Raw genomic sequence first — 14,701 nt, 5'->3', positions numbered from 1 at the left:
GCCGGTGCAAACACCATGGATCTAAGGTGTTTGCACCGGCCTCTTCGCAGCACAAGGCTGCTCCTACAGGTTCAGCGCTAGCTACAGTTAGCGTTTGCCGCTACGAATCATCTCCATGAAGGCCGGCATCGCCGCGTCCTTGTCTGCCAGGATCCGCGCCATGTGCGGGTGCTCGCGCATTTTCTCCAGCAATGCCTTGGCCTCGGGGAAGTCCGCGAGGAAGTCGAGGTTCAGCACCTTCTTGCCCACCGCGTAGGCCAGGTCGACCGAGAAGCAGAACATCAGGTCGGCAATGGTCAGCTGCTCACCCGCCACATAGGGTGCGAAGCGCCCATTGCGCTTGAGCGTGGCGAAGCCGGCCAGCAAGTCGGCACGGGCGCGTTCCTTGATCAACGGCTCTACCGCCATGCCAAAGAAGGACTCGGCATAGCAGGTACGCGCCGGCAGCTCGATGTACAGCTCGATTTCCTTCAGCAGCTCACGCACCTTGGCCTGCTCGAACGGGTCCGTTGGCAGTAGTGCCTTGCCGCCTTGGGTCTGCTCGATGTAGTCGAGGATCACACTGGTTTCGCTGATAAAGCCGTGCTCGGTTTCCAGTACCGGTACCTTGCCCCGCGGGCTGACTTCCAGTGCCTTGGGCGCCTGGCCGCCGTAGAAGGTGACCTCCTCGAAAGGCAGGCCTTTTTCCAGCAGCGCCAGCTTGACCATGTTGTAGTAGTTGCTGACCGAGAATCCGTGAAGCTTGAGCATGGGGTAACAGCCTCCAGGCCGTATGGGGATGGCCCGGCTTTTATAGCCCCTGCGCCAGCGCCTGACCAGCGTCATGCACCCGGTCGATGACCGGACATTGCCAGCACAGGCATGGCAAACTGTATGCCCCATCACAGGAGTACCGCCATGAGCGAGCCCACCGACATCGACAATGACGACGAAGCCTTCGCCGAGGCAACGCTGACACAGGCCATCGAGAACCAGATCGAAAGCGGCGAGCCGCCTGCCGCCAAAGCCACCTTCAACAAGCTCACCCTGGTCGGCTACGCGCGCGAGGACATCCTCAACCTGATGGCCCATGTGTTGGCCTTCGAGATCGACAACATGCTGGTGGAAGACCGCGCCTTCAATAGCGAGTGGTATGAAAACGCCCTGCGCGCCCTGCCCGAGCTGCCACCTGAGATGGATCAAGGCGACGACGAATAACCCGACTACACTCGAAGGTCAGGCACCGATGACGGTGCCGCCATCCTCGTCTGGAAGTCAGGAGTCGCCATGTCCTTTACCCCCGATCTGATCGCCGAACTGGAAGTCCTCGCGCTGTTCAAGCACGACAGCAGCCAGGAAGGCATCAAGATAAACAGCCACGCCTCCCCTGCCCTGATCGCGGCCGCTCAGCGCCTGTTCGAGAAAGGGCTGACCGATCAACCCGATGGTGGCTACCTGACCAGCCTGGGTCATGACGCCGTCGACAGTGTTCAACTGCTGCAGAACATTCTCAAGGCGCCACAACCGGCCTGATCGAACAGGTTTACCAGGAGGGCGGCCTTAGCTGGCCGCCGCCCTGCGCTTCTCGGCCAACCGCGAGCGCCCGTACAGGAACACGATGGCCAGCAATGCCACCGCCTGGGCTGCCAGCGAGTAGGCATCGGCATGAATGCCCAGCCAGTCGAACTCGAAGAACGCCACCGGCCGCGTGCCCAGCACCCCGGCCTCTTGCAGTGCCTTGACGCCGTGCCCGGCGAATACCACCGACAGCGCGCACAACAGCGCCGCGTTGATGCTGAAGAACAGCGACAGCGGCAGCTTGGCCGAACCGCGCAAAATCACCCACGCCAACCCCACCAGCAGCACCAGCGCCGTCGCGCCCCCTGCCAGCACCGCCTGATGCCCGGCAGGCCCCGCCTGCAGCCACAGGGTTTCGTAGAACAGGATCACTTCGAACAGCTCGCGGTACACCGAGAAGAACGCCAGCACGGCAAAGCCGAAGCGCCCGCCGCCACTGACCAGGCTGCTCTTGATGTAGTCCTGCCAGGCCGCAGCGTGGCGGCGGTCGTGCATCCATACCCCCAACCACAGCACCATGACCGCAGCAAACAGCGCCGTGCAGCCTTCCAGCAGCTCGCGCTGGGCACCGCCCACGTCGATCACATAAGCCGCCAGGGCCCAGGTGACAAAGCCGGCTACCAGCGCCAGGCCCCAGCCGATATTGACGCTGCGTACAGCCGACTGCTGGCCGGTGTTGCGCAGGAAGGCCAGGATCGCCGCCAGCACCAGAATCGCTTCAAGGCCTTCACGCAGCAAAATCAACAGCCCGGAAATGTAGCTCAGCGACCAACTCAGGCCATCGCTGCCCAGCAGTTTGGCGGCCTGGCCGAGCTTGGCCTTGGCTTCGGTCAGGCGCTGCTCAGCCTGGGCCACTGGCAAACCGTCCTGCAGTGACTGGCGGTAAGCCATGAGGGATTTTTCGGTGTCTTTGCGCGCTTGGGTATCGATGTTGTCCAGCGAGCTTTCCACCAGCTCGAACCCTTCCAGGTACGCGGCCACCGACAGGTCATACGCCTGGTCGTGATCGCCTTCGCGGTAGGCGGCCAGGCTTTTATCCAGGGTGCTGGCAGTGTACTCGAGCAACTGCGCCGGGCCGCGTTTGACCTGCGGCGGCTGGGCACGCTGGGCACGGAACGCGTCCAGCGCACTGGCGCCTTCGTTGGCCGCGACTTCGGCCGGGGTCTGGCGGGCAAGGTCGGCCAGGTTCCAGACCTTGTCACCTTTGGCGGCTTCAGGCTGGGCCGTGAAGCTTGCCACATAGGCAGCGACGTCCCAGCGCTGACGCTCATCGAGCTGATCGGCGAACGATGGCATCTCGGTGCCTTCGATGCCCAGGCCAAGGGTGTTGTACAGGTCGAACAGGCTCAACTGGTCAAGCCGCTCGACGCTGCGCAGGTTAGCGGGCGGCGGTTCCAGGCCGACACCGGCCGGGCCATCGCCGGCGCCGGTATCGCCATGGCAGATCGAGCAGTTCTGCGCATACAGCGAAGCCCCGCGGGCCGGGTCCGGGGTGATCACCGGGGCCTGGCTAACCTCGTAGGCCACCGCCAGGCGCGCGCCCAACTGGCGGGCCTGACGGGCAACGGCGGCGCCTTCATGACGCTGCTCAATGGCCTGGCGCAACCCCTCTACGCCCTGCTCCAGTGCCGTTTGCTCAGCATGCGCCGGCAAACCTTTGACCAGTTCGGCCAGTAACGCAGTGAATTCCTGTTGCTCGCGGTATTCACCCTCGTCGATCACCTTGCCATCGCGCACGGTCGGCGGGTAGTCGGCACCGATGTAATCGAGCAGGTGCAAGGCCTTGGCGGCCTCGGCGGGGGCTTCGGCCAGCACCACGGTGCTGCACAGCGCCAGCACTGGGCCAAGCAGTAAAGCAGGCAGCCAGGCAAGCAGACGGGAACGGGTTTTCATGGCCAGTCTCGGAGGGAATGCGAAAGAGAACATTGTTCACTTCCACTTTCCTTTGCTCAAGGCTCGCCAGCGGATTTCATGAAAAATCTTGTGACAAATGAACTTCAACCCAGGAGGCGCGTTGATTCTTGTAGAAGGCGTCGAACCTGAGGCGCAGGTATTGTCAGAAAAAAATCGGGGAAAATGCTAAAAATCAGAATTTTCATGGCGCAGTGAGAAAAAACTTGAGGATCAAGCCGATTATGAGGATTTCCATAAAGTCGAACCCAGTGCGCACAGAGCATTGCATCGAGAGGGCTGCAAGGCAGCCCTGTATTCACTAGAAAACTACTGAACAGCCTTGGCCATCCCCCGCTCCATATCGTCGATCAATGCCTTGGCCATCTCGCTGAGAATCCGCGCTGCACTGCCGGCCACGCGGTCATTCTCCATTTCCGCTTCGGTGGTCAGGTGGCGGATGCAGCCGAGCAGTACGGACAACTGAGAGAAGGCGTGGTTGAAGGGGACGTCAGGTTGCAGGCGGAACAGGTCGAAGGTTTCCTCGCCTGCGGTGGAAGACGCTGTGGGATCGTCGCGCATCTTGTCGTTCCTCGGCTTAGGCGCTGGCGCGGGTTTGGTCGCACAGGGCGTTGATCATCCGGCACAACAGGCGGATGTTCATGCCCATCGCGTCACGCATCAGGCCAGGGCTGCTGTCTAGCAGGGCGGAGGTGGTCTGCTCCACGGTCAGGGTCAGGGCGCGGATCAGCAGGTCGCACGTTTCGGCGCAGGGAGGGTCTTGGAGCGTGATGAGGGGTGGGTCGAGCAGAAGGAGGGTTGAGGGCGGTGGGTCGGGGACGATTTTTTTCATGGTGGGGCACCTATGGCATGCGGATAGGTAACTGCCTTCCTTTTCGTCTCACGGATCTGGGTGGCAGTCATACGCGGGGTGAGACCCGGGTCCATAGGCATACCCGGCCAGACCGAAGCCTGCCCGCGTACGACCGCCATTAAGCGATGTGCTATAGAACCGGGTGTCTCACGCCCGATCGCCTTGCGAGGCGACCCGAGGACATTATTCCTGGGGCATCTCCCCGCCTAGACAGCACCTTCCGACAGGCGCGTAGGATAGTTCGCCTGATAGCGAGAGCTGAAGCATTTGGTTTCAGATTCGGAAATGTCTTACGTATTCGGGGTGTTCGGCGTTAGAGGTTCGGCGCCCTCAAGACCGAGCGCCGCCCGCGCGGCGCTTCGCGGGGCAAGCCCGCTCCCACATTTGTTTCGGGCCAATTTTCCTGAGGCATTGGCACGCGCCCCCTTGGCGCCCGCCTCAATATCGCGTCATACAAACAAGGCGGTCGCGCGCCGCCATCACAGGCGAAACTGGCCCGAAACAAATGTGGGAGCGGCGGTGCGGCGGTCCGACTTGCCCCGCGAAGCGCCGCGCGGGCGGCGCTCGATCTCATAGGCGCCGCAACCCTGTCGCCAAACACCTTCTCGCCACCACACAATGATCAAGGCTTGCCAGCAGCCCCCTTCCATCCCCCACCCAACGCCAAAAACACCCCAATCTGCCCCACCGCCACCTGGCTATTCGCCGCCGCCAACTGCGCGCGCATATCGGTATACGTCCGCGTCGCCTGCAAATCCGCCAGGAACGACTCACGGCCAGCCTGGTAATACCGGTGCGTCTGGTCCGCCGCTTCCTTGGCCGACTTCTCTGCCTCGGCCAATGCATCACGCCGGTCGAGCAAGGCGCTGTACTGCGCCAGCCGGGTCTGGGTCTCGCGGATGGCGTTCAACACCACGCCGTCAAAATGCGCCAGCGCCGCTTGGGTCGAGGCTTCGGCCATGCGGATGCGGGCACGGGTGCCGTTGGTGGGGATGGTCCAGCTGATCTGTGGGCCAAAGCCCCAGCGGTTGGTGGAGGGCTCGCCAAGGTTCTCGAGGATACCGATGGTGCCCACCTGGGCGCCGATGCTGATGTCCGGGTACAGCGCGCCCGTGGCCACGCCAATGTATGCGGTGGCGGCCGCCAGTTGGCGCTCGGCCTGGCGCACGTCGGGGCGGCGCTTGAGCAGCGCGGCACCGTCGCCTACCGGGATCAGTTGGGCCAGGTGCGGCAGTTCGGCGCAATCGGCGGTGCCGGCGGGCAACTGCTCGACCGGTTTGGCCAGCAGTGCAGCGAGGGTATACAAGCCGGTTTCGCGCTCGGCCTTGAAGCGTGGCAGTTCGGCGCGCAGGGATTTGAATTGGGTCTGCGAGCGGGTGACCTGGGTTTCGTCGCCACGGCCGGCATCGCGCAGGCGCTGGTTCAGCTTTACGCCTTGCTCCTGCAGGTCCAGCGACTCGCGGGCAATGTGGTATTCCTCGTTGGCCGAGCACACCTGGGTGTAGGCCTTGACCACATCCGCCACCAGGGTGATGCGTGCGGTGTCCGCGGCGGCCTGCACCGCGTCGGCGTTGGCCTTGGCCGCCTCGGTGCCGCGCTTGAAAGTGCCCCACAGGTCGAACTGGTAGGAGGCGCTGATGATGGCTTCACCGATATTGGCCACGGGTACCTTCTCGGGCAGCAAAAAGGCCTCGCCAGACTCCTGCAAGCGCTGGGCGCCAGCCTTGATGCCACCACTGAAACCGCCCTGCGACTCGGCCACTTCGACCTGGGCGCGAGCCTTGGCGATGTTGGCCGCAGCCACCTGCAGCTCGGTATTGGCGCTCAATGCCTGGCGCACCAGTTGGTTGAGGCGCTGATCCTGATACAGCTGCCACCAGTCTTCGGGCACCGGCGCCGATACCACACTGTCGGCGTCCTGGCGCAGCGGGCCGTTGAGGTCGCTGCGCTGCACGGCCGCGTCTTTCGGCACTTCGTAATCCGGGCCAACCAGGGCACAGGCACCGAGGGACAGGGCCATGCCCACCAGCATCAGGCGTTTCATGGGCGCTTGTCCTCGATGATCGACACCGTGGCCGTGCGCCCGGCGATCATGCGGAAGTCTTCCGGCACTTCGTCGAAGGCGATACGCACCGGAATCCGCTGGGCCAGGCGCACCCAGCTGAACGCCGGGTTGACGTTGGGCAGCAGGTTGGCGCCGCTGCTGCGGTCGCGGTCTTCGATGCCGGCGGCAAAGCTTTGTACGTGGCCGCGCAGGCGGGTGTTGTCGCCCATCACGCGGATGTCCACGGCATCACCGATGTGGATGCCACCGAGTTTGGTTTCTTCGAAGTAGCCATCGACGTGATACGAGGCGCTGTCGACCACCGACAGTACTGGGCGGCCGGCGGTGACGAATTCGTGGTTACGCGGGGCGCGGTCGTTGAGGTAGCCATCCACCGGGCTGCGCACCACCGAGCGATCGAGGTTGAGCTGGGCGGTATCGACGGCCACCTGTGCCTCGTTGACCGCCGAGCGGGCGCGGGCTTCGCGGGACTGGCTCTCTTCCAGTTGCTCGGCCGCGACCAGGTTGCCCAGCTTGCGGTTACGGCGCGTCTCGCGGGCAGCCTGGGCCAGGGTTTCCTCGCGCTCGGCGAGGGTCGCCTTGGCCTGGCGCAGGGCCAGGCTGAAGCGGTCCTGGTCGATGGTGAACAGCACGTCGCCGCGCTTGACCACCTGGTTGTCACGCACCTCAACCTTCTGGATCAGCCCGGACACATCCGGGGCGATCTGGATCACATCGGCGCGGATGTGGCCGTCGCGGGTCCAGGGGGCGAACAGGTAGTAGCCCACCATCTGCCACACGAGCACGGCGGCGAAACTCACGACCAGCAAGGTCAGGACCACACGGCCCAGGGTCAGCAAAGGTTTTTTCATGGCAGCATCAGGTTTCGGCAAAAGTGGTCGACCGCGCCCAGCATCACGGCGTAGAGGGCAACGTTGAACAAAGCCCGGTGCCAGACCAGGCGGTAAAAATGCAGGCGCACAAGCAAGGCGTGCACGCCCAGAAACAGCAGGTAGGTGAACACCATCATCACCAGCAGCGTGGGCAGGAACACCCCACTGATATCCAGATCACCGATCACAGTGGGGCTCCATCGATGCCGGGGGGCAGTTGCGGTTGTTCGGTCGGCTCGAGCATCACCTCGACCCCAGGCAGCAAGGCCAAGCGCAGGCCACTCAGGGCATGCAGCAGGTGCACGCGGGCATCGCCGCGGTCGTTGTGGTCGTCCAGCGCCAGCCCTTGCCGCGCGCGCTCCATGTTGCGCAGCAACGTGGCCGGGGCGTGCAGGCGTTGGTTGGCGCGCAGGCAGGCGGCGTAGTGGGCGCCGACTTCCTCGATGACCGTGGCCAGGCGCTCACGGGCCTGCGGGTTGGCGCGGGGCATGTAGGCCAGCAGGTCGAGCAGGTTCAGGCCCACGCGCAGGTCACGCAGTGCCACGCCGCTGTCCTGGCCGGTCTGCGACAAGCGCGGCAGGTGCTGCATCAGGCGGTCGAGCATCTGTACGCCGACCTGGCGGTGTTCGGCCAGGGTGGCGGGCTGGGTCATCTCGACGATGTCGCGCCAGGCGAAGCGGGTCATGCGCTTGGCTGCCAACTCGACGCCGAACGGGCGCAGCAGCAAGGTCCAGATGAACGCGAACAGCAGCCCCACCGGGCCGGCCAGGTTGGCGTTGATGAAGGTCAGGAAGTCTGCGTCGTACGCGCCCTGGATGCTGATGAAGGTGGCGGTGTTGACGATGGTCAGCAAGGTGCCGAGGTAGAAGCGCGGCTGCACGGTCAGCGTGCCGACGCAGATGAACGGCACGGCGAATGCCAGCACCAGCATCGGGAAGTCGTGCAGGTTGGGCAGCACCAGGAACAGGTAGACGCTGGAGAAGATCACCGACATCAGCGTCCAGAAGAAGAACCGGTAGATCTGCGGCGCCGGGTCGTCCATCGCGGCAAAGAAGCTGCAGGCTACGGCGGCGAGGATGACCGCACTGCCGCCGTCGTTCCAGCCGAGCAAAATCCACAAGCCGCTGGCGACGATGATCGCGGTGACAGTGGAGAACACCGAGTACAGCATCAGGCCCCGGTCGAAGAAGGGCGTGAGGCGGCTCAGGCGCCAGTGGCGGTATGCGGCGCGCCAGGGCGTGGCGTCATCCTTGCGCAGGGCGTGCTGGAGGGTGCAGCAGTCTTGCCAAAGGTCGACCCACTCGGTCAGGCGATACAAGGCGTTGGACAGCAACAGGCCGGCGCGCTGGTCCAGTGCGGCGGCGCTGGGTTGCAGGCGGGTGATCTGCTCGTGCAAGGCGGCCCAGGGCGCCAGGGAGGCATCGTCGGCAGTGCCTTTGAGCCACTCGCGGGCCTCGGCCAGCAACGGTTGCAACTGGGCGAACTGCACGGGCGCGCGGCCTTCGAGGGCGACCAGGGCGTCGTCCAAGGCGTCGATCACCGGCAGCAGGTGGATCATCCGCCCACGCAGCTCGCTGGCGTTCTTCAAGGTGTGAGGGCCGGCACCCTCGTGGCCGAGCTGGCCGATCATCATTTCCAGGGTGTTGAACGTGGCCACCATCGAGGCACGCATGCCGCCCACCTTGTCGGCGGCGACGTCACGGGCCAGGTAGGTATCACTGTAGCGGATCGCCTCGGCAAACCAGTTGCCGGTCGAGCCAACCACCACCGGGGCCAGGCGGCGCGGCCAGAAGATTGCACCGACCACGGCCGCGCAGACGATGCCCAGGCAAATTTCCTGAGCCCGCGACGATGCCACATCGAACACCGCGGTGGGGTTGTCGACCACGGCCAGGGCAATCATCGGTAGCGTGTAGCCCGCCAGCATCAGCACGTAGTTGTTGGCGGTGCGCAGGTTCAGCGAGAGGAACAGCAAGGTGCCGGTCCACAAGGCGATGGCGACGCTCAGCAACAGCGGCGATTGCACCAAGGGTGGCACCAGGAATATCGCCCCGCCGGCCCCGAGCAAGGTGCCCAGGGCGCGGTACAGGGCCTTGGAACTGGTCGGCCCGACGAACGGGCTGGAGACGATGTAGACGGTCGCCATCGCCCAGTACGGGCGCGGCAGCTGCATGAGCAGGGCAATGTACAGGGCGATCATCGACGCGGCGAAGGTGCGCACGCCGTAGAACCAATCGCGGGCTGGGGGGACCGAGCTGAAGAATCCGTTCATGCTGCCCCGCCGGGTGTGCCGAGGCCGGCGGCTTCGAACGCGCGCAGCACGCGCAAGGCGGCCTCAAGGTCAGCCTGGTCGATGCCCTGCAGCACCTCACGGCGCAAGCGCACCAGCTCAGCTTCGATGGATTCGGCCAAGGCGCGGCCTTCGGCGGTCAGGCTCAGGGCCTTGGCGCGGCGGTCGAGAGGGTCCTCGCTGCGGCACACCAGCCCGGCTTTGCACAGCTGGTCGAGCAGGCGTACCAGCGACGGGCTTTCAAGGCCGGCGGCCTGGGCCACCGCCACCTGATGCACACCGTCGCCCAGGCGCACGATCATCAACAGCGGCGCGGCGCAGGCTTCAGAAATGCCATAGCCAGTCAGGGCCGCGTGGCAGATGCGCCGCCAATGGCGAGCGGCAACCACCATGCCGCTGCTGACTTGCAGGCGCAGGAGATCAAGGGTCATGAAGGGAACCAAGGATATTCATAGTTTGCTAACTATCAATATACGCCTCGCCCTCCCCCTGTCGTCAACAGTGGGCGACGGGTAGCGTGGGTGAAATTCTGTTCATGCGTGGTCTTTAGCCCGCGAGAGCAACTGTGTTGCACATTCCCTGTGGGAGCGGGTTTACCCGCGAACACCGGCGAAGCCGGTGCCATGTACCGCGTTGCCTGCTTCGCGGGTAAACCCGCTCCCACAGGGCCCGCGACCTCCCACTGCACAGGTTCAGGGCTGGACCTGGTCTTCCAGCTTCATCGTCAGCGCCAGCGTGCTGCCCATCTGCACGGCCCGGTCGCGCCAGTCGAGGTAACGCGCGCGGTCGCGGCTGCTGAAGTGCACCGCCAGCTCCTCGGCCGCCTGCATCACCCCTGCCGCAGCCGCCAGCTCAAGCCAATAAAGCGCGCCTTTGATATCAGCCTCCACATACAGGCCATGCATCAGCCGGTACCCCACCTCGAACCGGCACCGCGCTTCGCCCCGCTGGGCACCGCGCAAAAACCATTGGTAGGCCTGTATCAGGTCGACCTGCCAGTCCAGGTCGCCATCGCACACTTCTTCTTCATACAAGTCACCGAGCGCGGCGGCAGCATGCAACATACCGCGGTCAAACGCCTGCCGATAACACTCGGCCGCCTGCACGTAGGACGTGTCGATGCCTTTGCCGAAGTAATGCTGCTGGCCCAGGTTGAACCAGGCCGCGGCGTTACCCTGCAAGGCCGCCATGCGCAACAGGTGGCCGGCCAGCACGGTGTCGGCACGCCAGTACTTGCCATTGAGCCAGATCCAGCCGAGGTCATTCAGTGCAGCCACGCTGCCTTGCAGCGCTTGGCGGCGCAGGTCGGCATACACACCCTGCAAATCGCTGGCCTCGTCCAGGCGGCTGACCAGCAACGACCGCTGGCTGGGCAGCCCGACCCCGGCAAACAGCCGATGACGCCTCCCAGCAGGGGCTGGCGGGGCGATGACCCGCTCTGGCAGAAGACGGGCAAGCAGCGAATGGATATTGCTGGCAGCAGACATGTTCATCCTCATTGAACGACACACAACCTCGACCTCGGCTGTGATGAGGCGTGATTCTGCGTGACGTCACGACAAAACCTGTCGCGAACGATTCGGCACGAGGCAACCAAATGCGACTTCCTTGATCTGAGCAGGCTGTGGCCAATTGCCATGCCCCGCTCGTGCCGCCATCCTATTGCGGCAAGCCTAGACAAGGACGTTATCTTTTGCCGTTCGCCACCACTCGCGCCACCCTCAGTCGTCAGTGGGCGCTGCTGCGCCAACTGCCCAGCCGCTCCCCAGGCATCACCAGCGCCGAGTTGGTGTGGCGCCTGCGTGATGTGGGGTTCAATGTCAGCAAACGCACGGTTGAGCGCGACCTCAACGAGTTGTCGCTGATTTTTCCGCTGGAGCGCAATGACAAGAGCATACCGTTCGGCTGGCACTGGTCGTCGAGTGCCGTGGGCGAGCTGCGCGGCAATTTCGACTTGCTGACGTACTTGCGCGGTGATGCGCTGCAGCCGGCCCAAGGCGAGGGGGTAGAGCTGGTGGCGCGGGTCAGTGATGCCTTGGCGCGGCAGTTGCGCGAGGCGCCGTTGAGCAGCGACATGCAGCTGACGGCGCTGGAGCATGGGCATCGGTTGCGGGCCACGGTAAGCGATGGCTGGCCGCTGCGTTGGTGGCTGCTGAGCCAGGGGGATGGGGTGGTGGTTGAGCAACCAGAGGGGTTGCGCGAAGAGATTGGCAAGATGCTGAGCAATGCGGCGGCTCAGTACCAGAATCCATAGCCTGTATCGGCCTCTTCGCGGGCAAGCCCGCTCCCACAAGGTCATCACCCACCTTGAAGGCGTGCAGCCCCTGTGGGAGCGGGCTTGCCCGCGAAGAGGCCGGGGCTGGCTTACTGGCTAGCGCTGCATCCCCCACCGCCGCACGGTCAGCCGCTCCAGGGTGTTGAACACCAACCCCTCGACCAGCAAACCAATCAAGATCACCACCGCCAACCCGGCAAACACCTTGTCGGTGTACAGCTCGTTGCGGTTCTGGAAGATGTACCAACCCAGCCCGCCCTTGCCGCTGCTGGCGCCAAACACCAGTTCGGCGGCAATCAAGGTGCGCCAGGCAAACGCCCAGCCGATCTTCAAGCCTGACAGAATCGACGGCAAGGCCGCCGGCACCAGGATGTGCAGCACCAGGCGCAGGCCCTTGAGGCCATAGTTGCGACCGGCCATGCGCAACGTCTCGGACACCCCGAGAAAGCCCGCATACGTATTCAGCGCCAGCGCCCATAGCACCGAGTGCACCAGCACGAAGATCAGGCTGTTGTCGCCCAGGCCGAACCACAACAGCGCCAGCGGCAGCAAGGCGATTGCCGGCAAGGGGTTGAACATGGAGGTCAAGGTGCCCAGCAGGTCACGGCCAAGCTGGGTCGACACCGCCAGGCTGGTCAAGCCGAACGCCAGCACAATACCCAGCACATAGCCCTTGAGCAGGATCACCAGCGACACGCCGACCTTGGCGGGCAACTCGCCACTGAGCAGGCCGTCCCACAGCGCAGCAGAGGTTTGCAGAAAGCTTGGCAGCAGCAGGTCGTTGCCTTGATAGCGGGCCACGGCCTCCCACAGCGCGGCGATCACCACCAGGATGACAGCCTTGCGCAGCCAGCCTTGCTGCCACAAGCGCTGGGCTAAGGGCAGTTGGCGTTCCAGAGGCACACTGAGCAGCGGCTCCAGCTGCACCTCGTATTCCTGACGTACAGGTGTAGTGGTCATGGCTGAAGCTCCTGTCAGTAGGCGATACGGATATCGTTGAAGCCAAGGTCGTCGGCCTGCTCGGGCGTGTCCGCCTCATCGAACAACAGGCGATGGATACGCCGGGCACTGGCCTGGAAATCGGCGGCGCCCAGGCTGCCAAGGTCGTACTGATGGCTGTGTACCTCGGCCCGTACCCGGCCTGGGTGCGGCGACAGCAGCAAGATGCGGTTGCCGACCACCAGCGCTTCTTCGATGGAGTGGGTCACGAACAGCAGGGTAAAGCGCACCTCTTCCCACAGCAGCAGCAGCTCTTCCTGCATCTTGCGCCGGGTCAGCGCGTCCAGCGCGGCGAACGGCTCGTCCATCAGCAGGATCTTCGGCTGGGTGGCCAAGGCCCGGGCAATCGCCACGCGCGCCTTCATGCCGCCAGAAAGGGTGTGTGGGTAGGCATCGGCAAAGGCGGCCAGGCCGACTTTGTCCAGGTAGTGCAGCGCCCGGTCCTCGGCCTCGGCACGCTTGAGCTGGCCCGATACCAGCAAAGGGAACATGACGTTCTGCTTTACCGTCTTCCAGGGTGGCAACTGGTCGAACTCTTGAAACACCACGATGCGGTCAGGGCCGGGGCCTTTGACGGGCTGGCCCTGCAGCAGAATCTGCCCTTCCTGGGGCTCGATGAACCCGGCCACGGCCTTGAGCAAGGTGGACTTGCCGCAGCCCGAAGGCCCCAGCAAGACAAAACGGTCGGCGCGGTCGACTTCGAAGCTGACCTGGTGGGTGGCCCGCACCACGCGTTGCGCGGTGCGGTATTCGAGGCTGAGGTTATCCACCGTTAGCAGCGGTGGCGTGGCGACACGGCTCAGGTTGCTGGCCGCGTGGCCTGGCAATGGGGCGGTCATGATCGATCAGCTCCCTTGCAACGGGCGTTCATCCTGGAAGAAGTAATCCTTCCACGACTCCGGCTTGTGCTTGATGGCGCCAACCCGATACAGGAAATCCGCCAGTTTGTAGGTGTTCTTCGGCGTTACCGTGAACTCGTACTGCGGGTTGTCGATCAGCTTGATCAGCACATCGCGGTCGATCTTGGCCTTGGTCACGCGGATGTACGTGTCAGCAGCGGCGGCCTTGTCCTTCTGGGCAAAGTCTGCGGCCTCGGCCAGCGCGTCGACGAAGGCTTTGTAGGTCTTGGGGTTGTCCGTGCGGAATTTTTCAGTGGCGAACAACAGGGTCGGCGAGTTCGGGCCAAGCAGGTCGTAGCTGTTGAGCACAACGTGCACATCCTTGTTGGCCAACGCCTGATCCTGGAACGGCGGGTTGGAGAAGTGCCCGTTCAGTTCGGTGCCACCGGCGATCAGCGCGGCCGTGGCATCGGGGTGCGGTACGGCCAGGGTGTACTTGTCGAGGCGGTTGTATTCCTTGTCGCCCCACTGCTGGGCGGCGGCGTACTGCAGGAAGCGCGACTGCACGGAGACGCCCACGGCTGGCACGGCGATGCGGTCTTTCTCGGAGATGTCAGCGATGGTCTTCACATTCGGGTTGCTGCTGACCAGGTAATACGGGAAGTTGCCAAGCGAGGCGACCGCCTTCACGTTCTGCCGGCCTTTGGTGCGGTCCCAGACGGTCAGCAGCGGGCCAACGCCAGCACCGGCGATATCCACCGAGCCGGACAACAGCGCATCGTTGATGGCCGCGCCGCCCGAGAGCTGGGCCCAGTCGACTTCAATGTCGACGCCCTGTTCTTTACCGTGTTTTTCGATCAGGTGCTGGTCACGCACCACGTTCAACAACAAGTAGACGATGCCGAATTGTTCCGCGATGCGGATTTTGCCTTCGGCCTGGGCCACGGCGGGGGCCGCCAGGCTGCCGACGACCAGGCTCGCGCCCAGGCCAATGCTTGCCGCCAGGCGGCTGATGGATTTACGCATGGTGTGTTTCCTCA

General features: G+C 64.1%; 16 protein-coding genes. 3 read left to right on the top strand and 13 right to left on the bottom strand.

Translation table 11 applies throughout. The annotated features are described in order from the left end of the window. Nucleotides 1-87: 87 nt before the first annotated feature. Complete coding sequence (locus OO306_RS23565; RefSeq protein ID WP_265970044.1) at nt 88-750, bottom strand: glutathione S-transferase; 663 nt, start codon at nt 748-750, stop codon at nt 88-90. Between the two features lie 147 nt (nt 751-897). Between OO306_RS23565 and OO306_RS23560 the strand changes: the two genes are divergently transcribed. Then, entirely contained in the window at nt 898-1,197 is a 300-nt protein-coding gene (locus OO306_RS23560; RefSeq protein ID WP_027595122.1) for a hypothetical protein, read from the top strand. A gap of 69 nt (nt 1,198-1,266) precedes the next feature. Next, nucleotides 1,267-1,512 (top strand): TIGR02647 family protein, encoded by a 246-nt coding sequence (locus OO306_RS23555; protein WP_027595121.1) that lies wholly within the window; start codon nt 1,267-1,269, stop codon nt 1,510-1,512. A 27-nt stretch (nt 1,513-1,539) separates the two neighbouring features. Here the strand turns inward: OO306_RS23555 and OO306_RS23550 are convergent, their stop codons facing one another. The 9 genes from OO306_RS23550 to OO306_RS23510 form a co-directional block, all read right to left on the bottom strand. Then, nucleotides 1,540-3,483, bottom strand: a complete 1,944-nt coding sequence (locus OO306_RS23550; protein WP_265970043.1) for a cytochrome c/FTR1 family iron permease — start codon at nt 3,481-3,483, stop codon at nt 1,540-1,542. A gap of 294 nt (nt 3,484-3,777) precedes the next feature. Further along, the gene (locus tag OO306_RS23545) at nt 3,778-4,029 is read right to left on the bottom strand and encodes a DUF3077 domain-containing protein (protein ID WP_099428037.1); all 252 of its coding nucleotides are present in this window, start codon (nt 4,027-4,029) and stop codon (nt 3,778-3,780) included. A 16-nt stretch (nt 4,030-4,045) separates the two neighbouring features. Beyond that, complete coding sequence (locus OO306_RS23540; RefSeq protein ID WP_265970042.1) at nt 4,046-4,300, bottom strand: hypothetical protein; 255 nt, start codon at nt 4,298-4,300, stop codon at nt 4,046-4,048. Between the two features lie 643 nt (nt 4,301-4,943). Then, nucleotides 4,944-6,365, bottom strand: a complete 1,422-nt coding sequence (locus OO306_RS23535) for an efflux transporter outer membrane subunit (protein ID WP_265970041.1) — start codon at nt 6,363-6,365, stop codon at nt 4,944-4,946. After that, the gene (locus OO306_RS23530) at nt 6,362-7,237 is read right to left on the bottom strand and encodes an HlyD family secretion protein (protein WP_099428035.1); all 876 of its coding nucleotides are present in this window, start codon (nt 7,235-7,237) and stop codon (nt 6,362-6,364) included. The genes OO306_RS23535 and OO306_RS23530 overlap by 4 nt, the downstream gene beginning before the upstream one ends. Further along, complete coding sequence (locus tag OO306_RS23525; protein WP_027595114.1) at nt 7,234-7,446, bottom strand: DUF1656 domain-containing protein; 213 nt, start codon at nt 7,444-7,446, stop codon at nt 7,234-7,236. The genes OO306_RS23530 and OO306_RS23525 overlap by 4 nt, the downstream gene beginning before the upstream one ends. Beyond that, on the bottom strand, nt 7,443-9,530 hold the full coding sequence (locus tag OO306_RS23520; RefSeq protein ID WP_027595113.1) for an FUSC family protein: 2,088 nt from the start codon (nt 9,528-9,530) through the stop codon (nt 7,443-7,445). Before OO306_RS23520 ends, OO306_RS23525 begins: the two co-directional genes overlap by 4 nt. Next, the gene (locus tag OO306_RS23515) at nt 9,527-9,979 is read right to left on the bottom strand and encodes a MarR family winged helix-turn-helix transcriptional regulator (protein WP_085273902.1); all 453 of its coding nucleotides are present in this window, start codon (nt 9,977-9,979) and stop codon (nt 9,527-9,529) included. Before OO306_RS23515 ends, OO306_RS23520 begins: the two co-directional genes overlap by 4 nt. 261 nt (nt 9,980-10,240) lie before the next feature. After that, on the bottom strand, nt 10,241-11,035 hold the full coding sequence (locus OO306_RS23510; RefSeq protein WP_027595111.1) for a tetratricopeptide repeat protein: 795 nt from the start codon (nt 11,033-11,035) through the stop codon (nt 10,241-10,243). A gap of 206 nt (nt 11,036-11,241) precedes the next feature. On the opposite strand from OO306_RS23510, the gene OO306_RS23505 reads away from it, so the two are divergent. After that, nucleotides 11,242-11,802 carry a WYL domain-containing protein gene (locus OO306_RS23505; protein WP_027595110.1) on the top strand — a complete coding sequence of 187 codons (561 nt, stop codon included), beginning with the start codon at nt 11,242-11,244 and terminating at the stop codon, nt 11,800-11,802. Between the two features lie 117 nt (nt 11,803-11,919). Here the strand turns inward: OO306_RS23505 and OO306_RS23500 are convergent, their stop codons facing one another. The 3 genes from OO306_RS23500 to OO306_RS23490 are packed head-to-tail and all read right to left on the bottom strand — an operon-like array spanning nt 11,920 to nt 14,687. Further along, nucleotides 11,920-12,783, bottom strand: a complete 864-nt coding sequence (locus OO306_RS23500) for an ABC transporter permease (protein WP_027595109.1) — start codon at nt 12,781-12,783, stop codon at nt 11,920-11,922. A gap of 14 nt (nt 12,784-12,797) precedes the next feature. Then, nucleotides 12,798-13,661 carry an ABC transporter ATP-binding protein gene (locus OO306_RS23495; RefSeq protein WP_265970040.1) on the bottom strand — a complete coding sequence of 288 codons (864 nt, stop codon included), beginning with the start codon at nt 13,659-13,661 and terminating at the stop codon, nt 12,798-12,800. Between the two features lie 6 nt (nt 13,662-13,667). Further along, nucleotides 13,668-14,687, bottom strand: a complete 1,020-nt coding sequence (locus OO306_RS23490) for an ABC transporter substrate-binding protein (protein WP_085273906.1) — start codon at nt 14,685-14,687, stop codon at nt 13,668-13,670. Nucleotides 14,688-14,701: the final 14 nt, after the last annotated feature.

The sequence above is a fragment of the Pseudomonas sp. DCB_AW genome (genome assembly GCF_026240895.1).
Lineage (GTDB): Bacteria > Pseudomonadota > Gammaproteobacteria > Pseudomonadales > Pseudomonadaceae > Aquipseudomonas > Aquipseudomonas kermanshahensis.
This window is presented reverse-complemented; position numbering and strand designations above follow the sequence as displayed.

Excerpts from the sequence above, each read along its gene's own strand:
- OO306_RS23520 (WP_027595113.1), bottom strand. The coding sequence starts at position 9,530 with ATGAACGGATTCTTCAGCTCGGTCCCCCCAGCCCGCGATTGGTTCTAC.
- OO306_RS23565 (WP_265970044.1), bottom strand. The coding sequence starts at position 750 with ATGCTCAAGCTTCACGGATTCTCGGTCAGCAACTACTACAACATGGTC.
- OO306_RS23555 (WP_027595121.1), top strand. The coding sequence starts at position 1,267 with ATGTCCTTTACCCCCGATCTGATCGCCGAACTGGAAGTCCTCGCGCTG.
- OO306_RS23530 (WP_099428035.1), bottom strand. The coding sequence starts at position 7,237 with ATGAAAAAACCTTTGCTGACCCTGGGCCGTGTGGTCCTGACCTTGCTG.
- OO306_RS23500 (WP_027595109.1), bottom strand. The coding sequence starts at position 12,783 with ATGACCACTACACCTGTACGTCAGGAATACGAGGTGCAGCTGGAGCCG.
- OO306_RS23560 (WP_027595122.1), top strand. The coding sequence starts at position 898 with ATGAGCGAGCCCACCGACATCGACAATGACGACGAAGCCTTCGCCGAG.
- OO306_RS23510 (WP_027595111.1), bottom strand. The coding sequence starts at position 11,035 with ATGTCTGCTGCCAGCAATATCCATTCGCTGCTTGCCCGTCTTCTGCCA.
- OO306_RS23515 (WP_085273902.1), bottom strand. The coding sequence starts at position 9,979 with ATGACCCTTGATCTCCTGCGCCTGCAAGTCAGCAGCGGCATGGTGGTT.
- OO306_RS23540 (WP_265970042.1), bottom strand. The coding sequence starts at position 4,300 with ATGAAAAAAATCGTCCCCGACCCACCGCCCTCAACCCTCCTTCTGCTC.
- OO306_RS23550 (WP_265970043.1), bottom strand. The coding sequence starts at position 3,483 with ATGTTCTCTTTCGCATTCCCTCCGAGACTGGCCATGAAAACCCGTTCC.
- OO306_RS23490 (WP_085273906.1), bottom strand. The coding sequence starts at position 14,687 with ATGCGTAAATCCATCAGCCGCCTGGCGGCAAGCATTGGCCTGGGCGCG.
- OO306_RS23535 (WP_265970041.1), bottom strand. The coding sequence starts at position 6,365 with ATGAAACGCCTGATGCTGGTGGGCATGGCCCTGTCCCTCGGTGCCTGT.
- OO306_RS23495 (WP_265970040.1), bottom strand. The coding sequence starts at position 13,661 with ATGACCGCCCCATTGCCAGGCCACGCGGCCAGCAACCTGAGCCGTGTC.
- OO306_RS23545 (WP_099428037.1), bottom strand. The coding sequence starts at position 4,029 with ATGCGCGACGATCCCACAGCGTCTTCCACCGCAGGCGAGGAAACCTTC.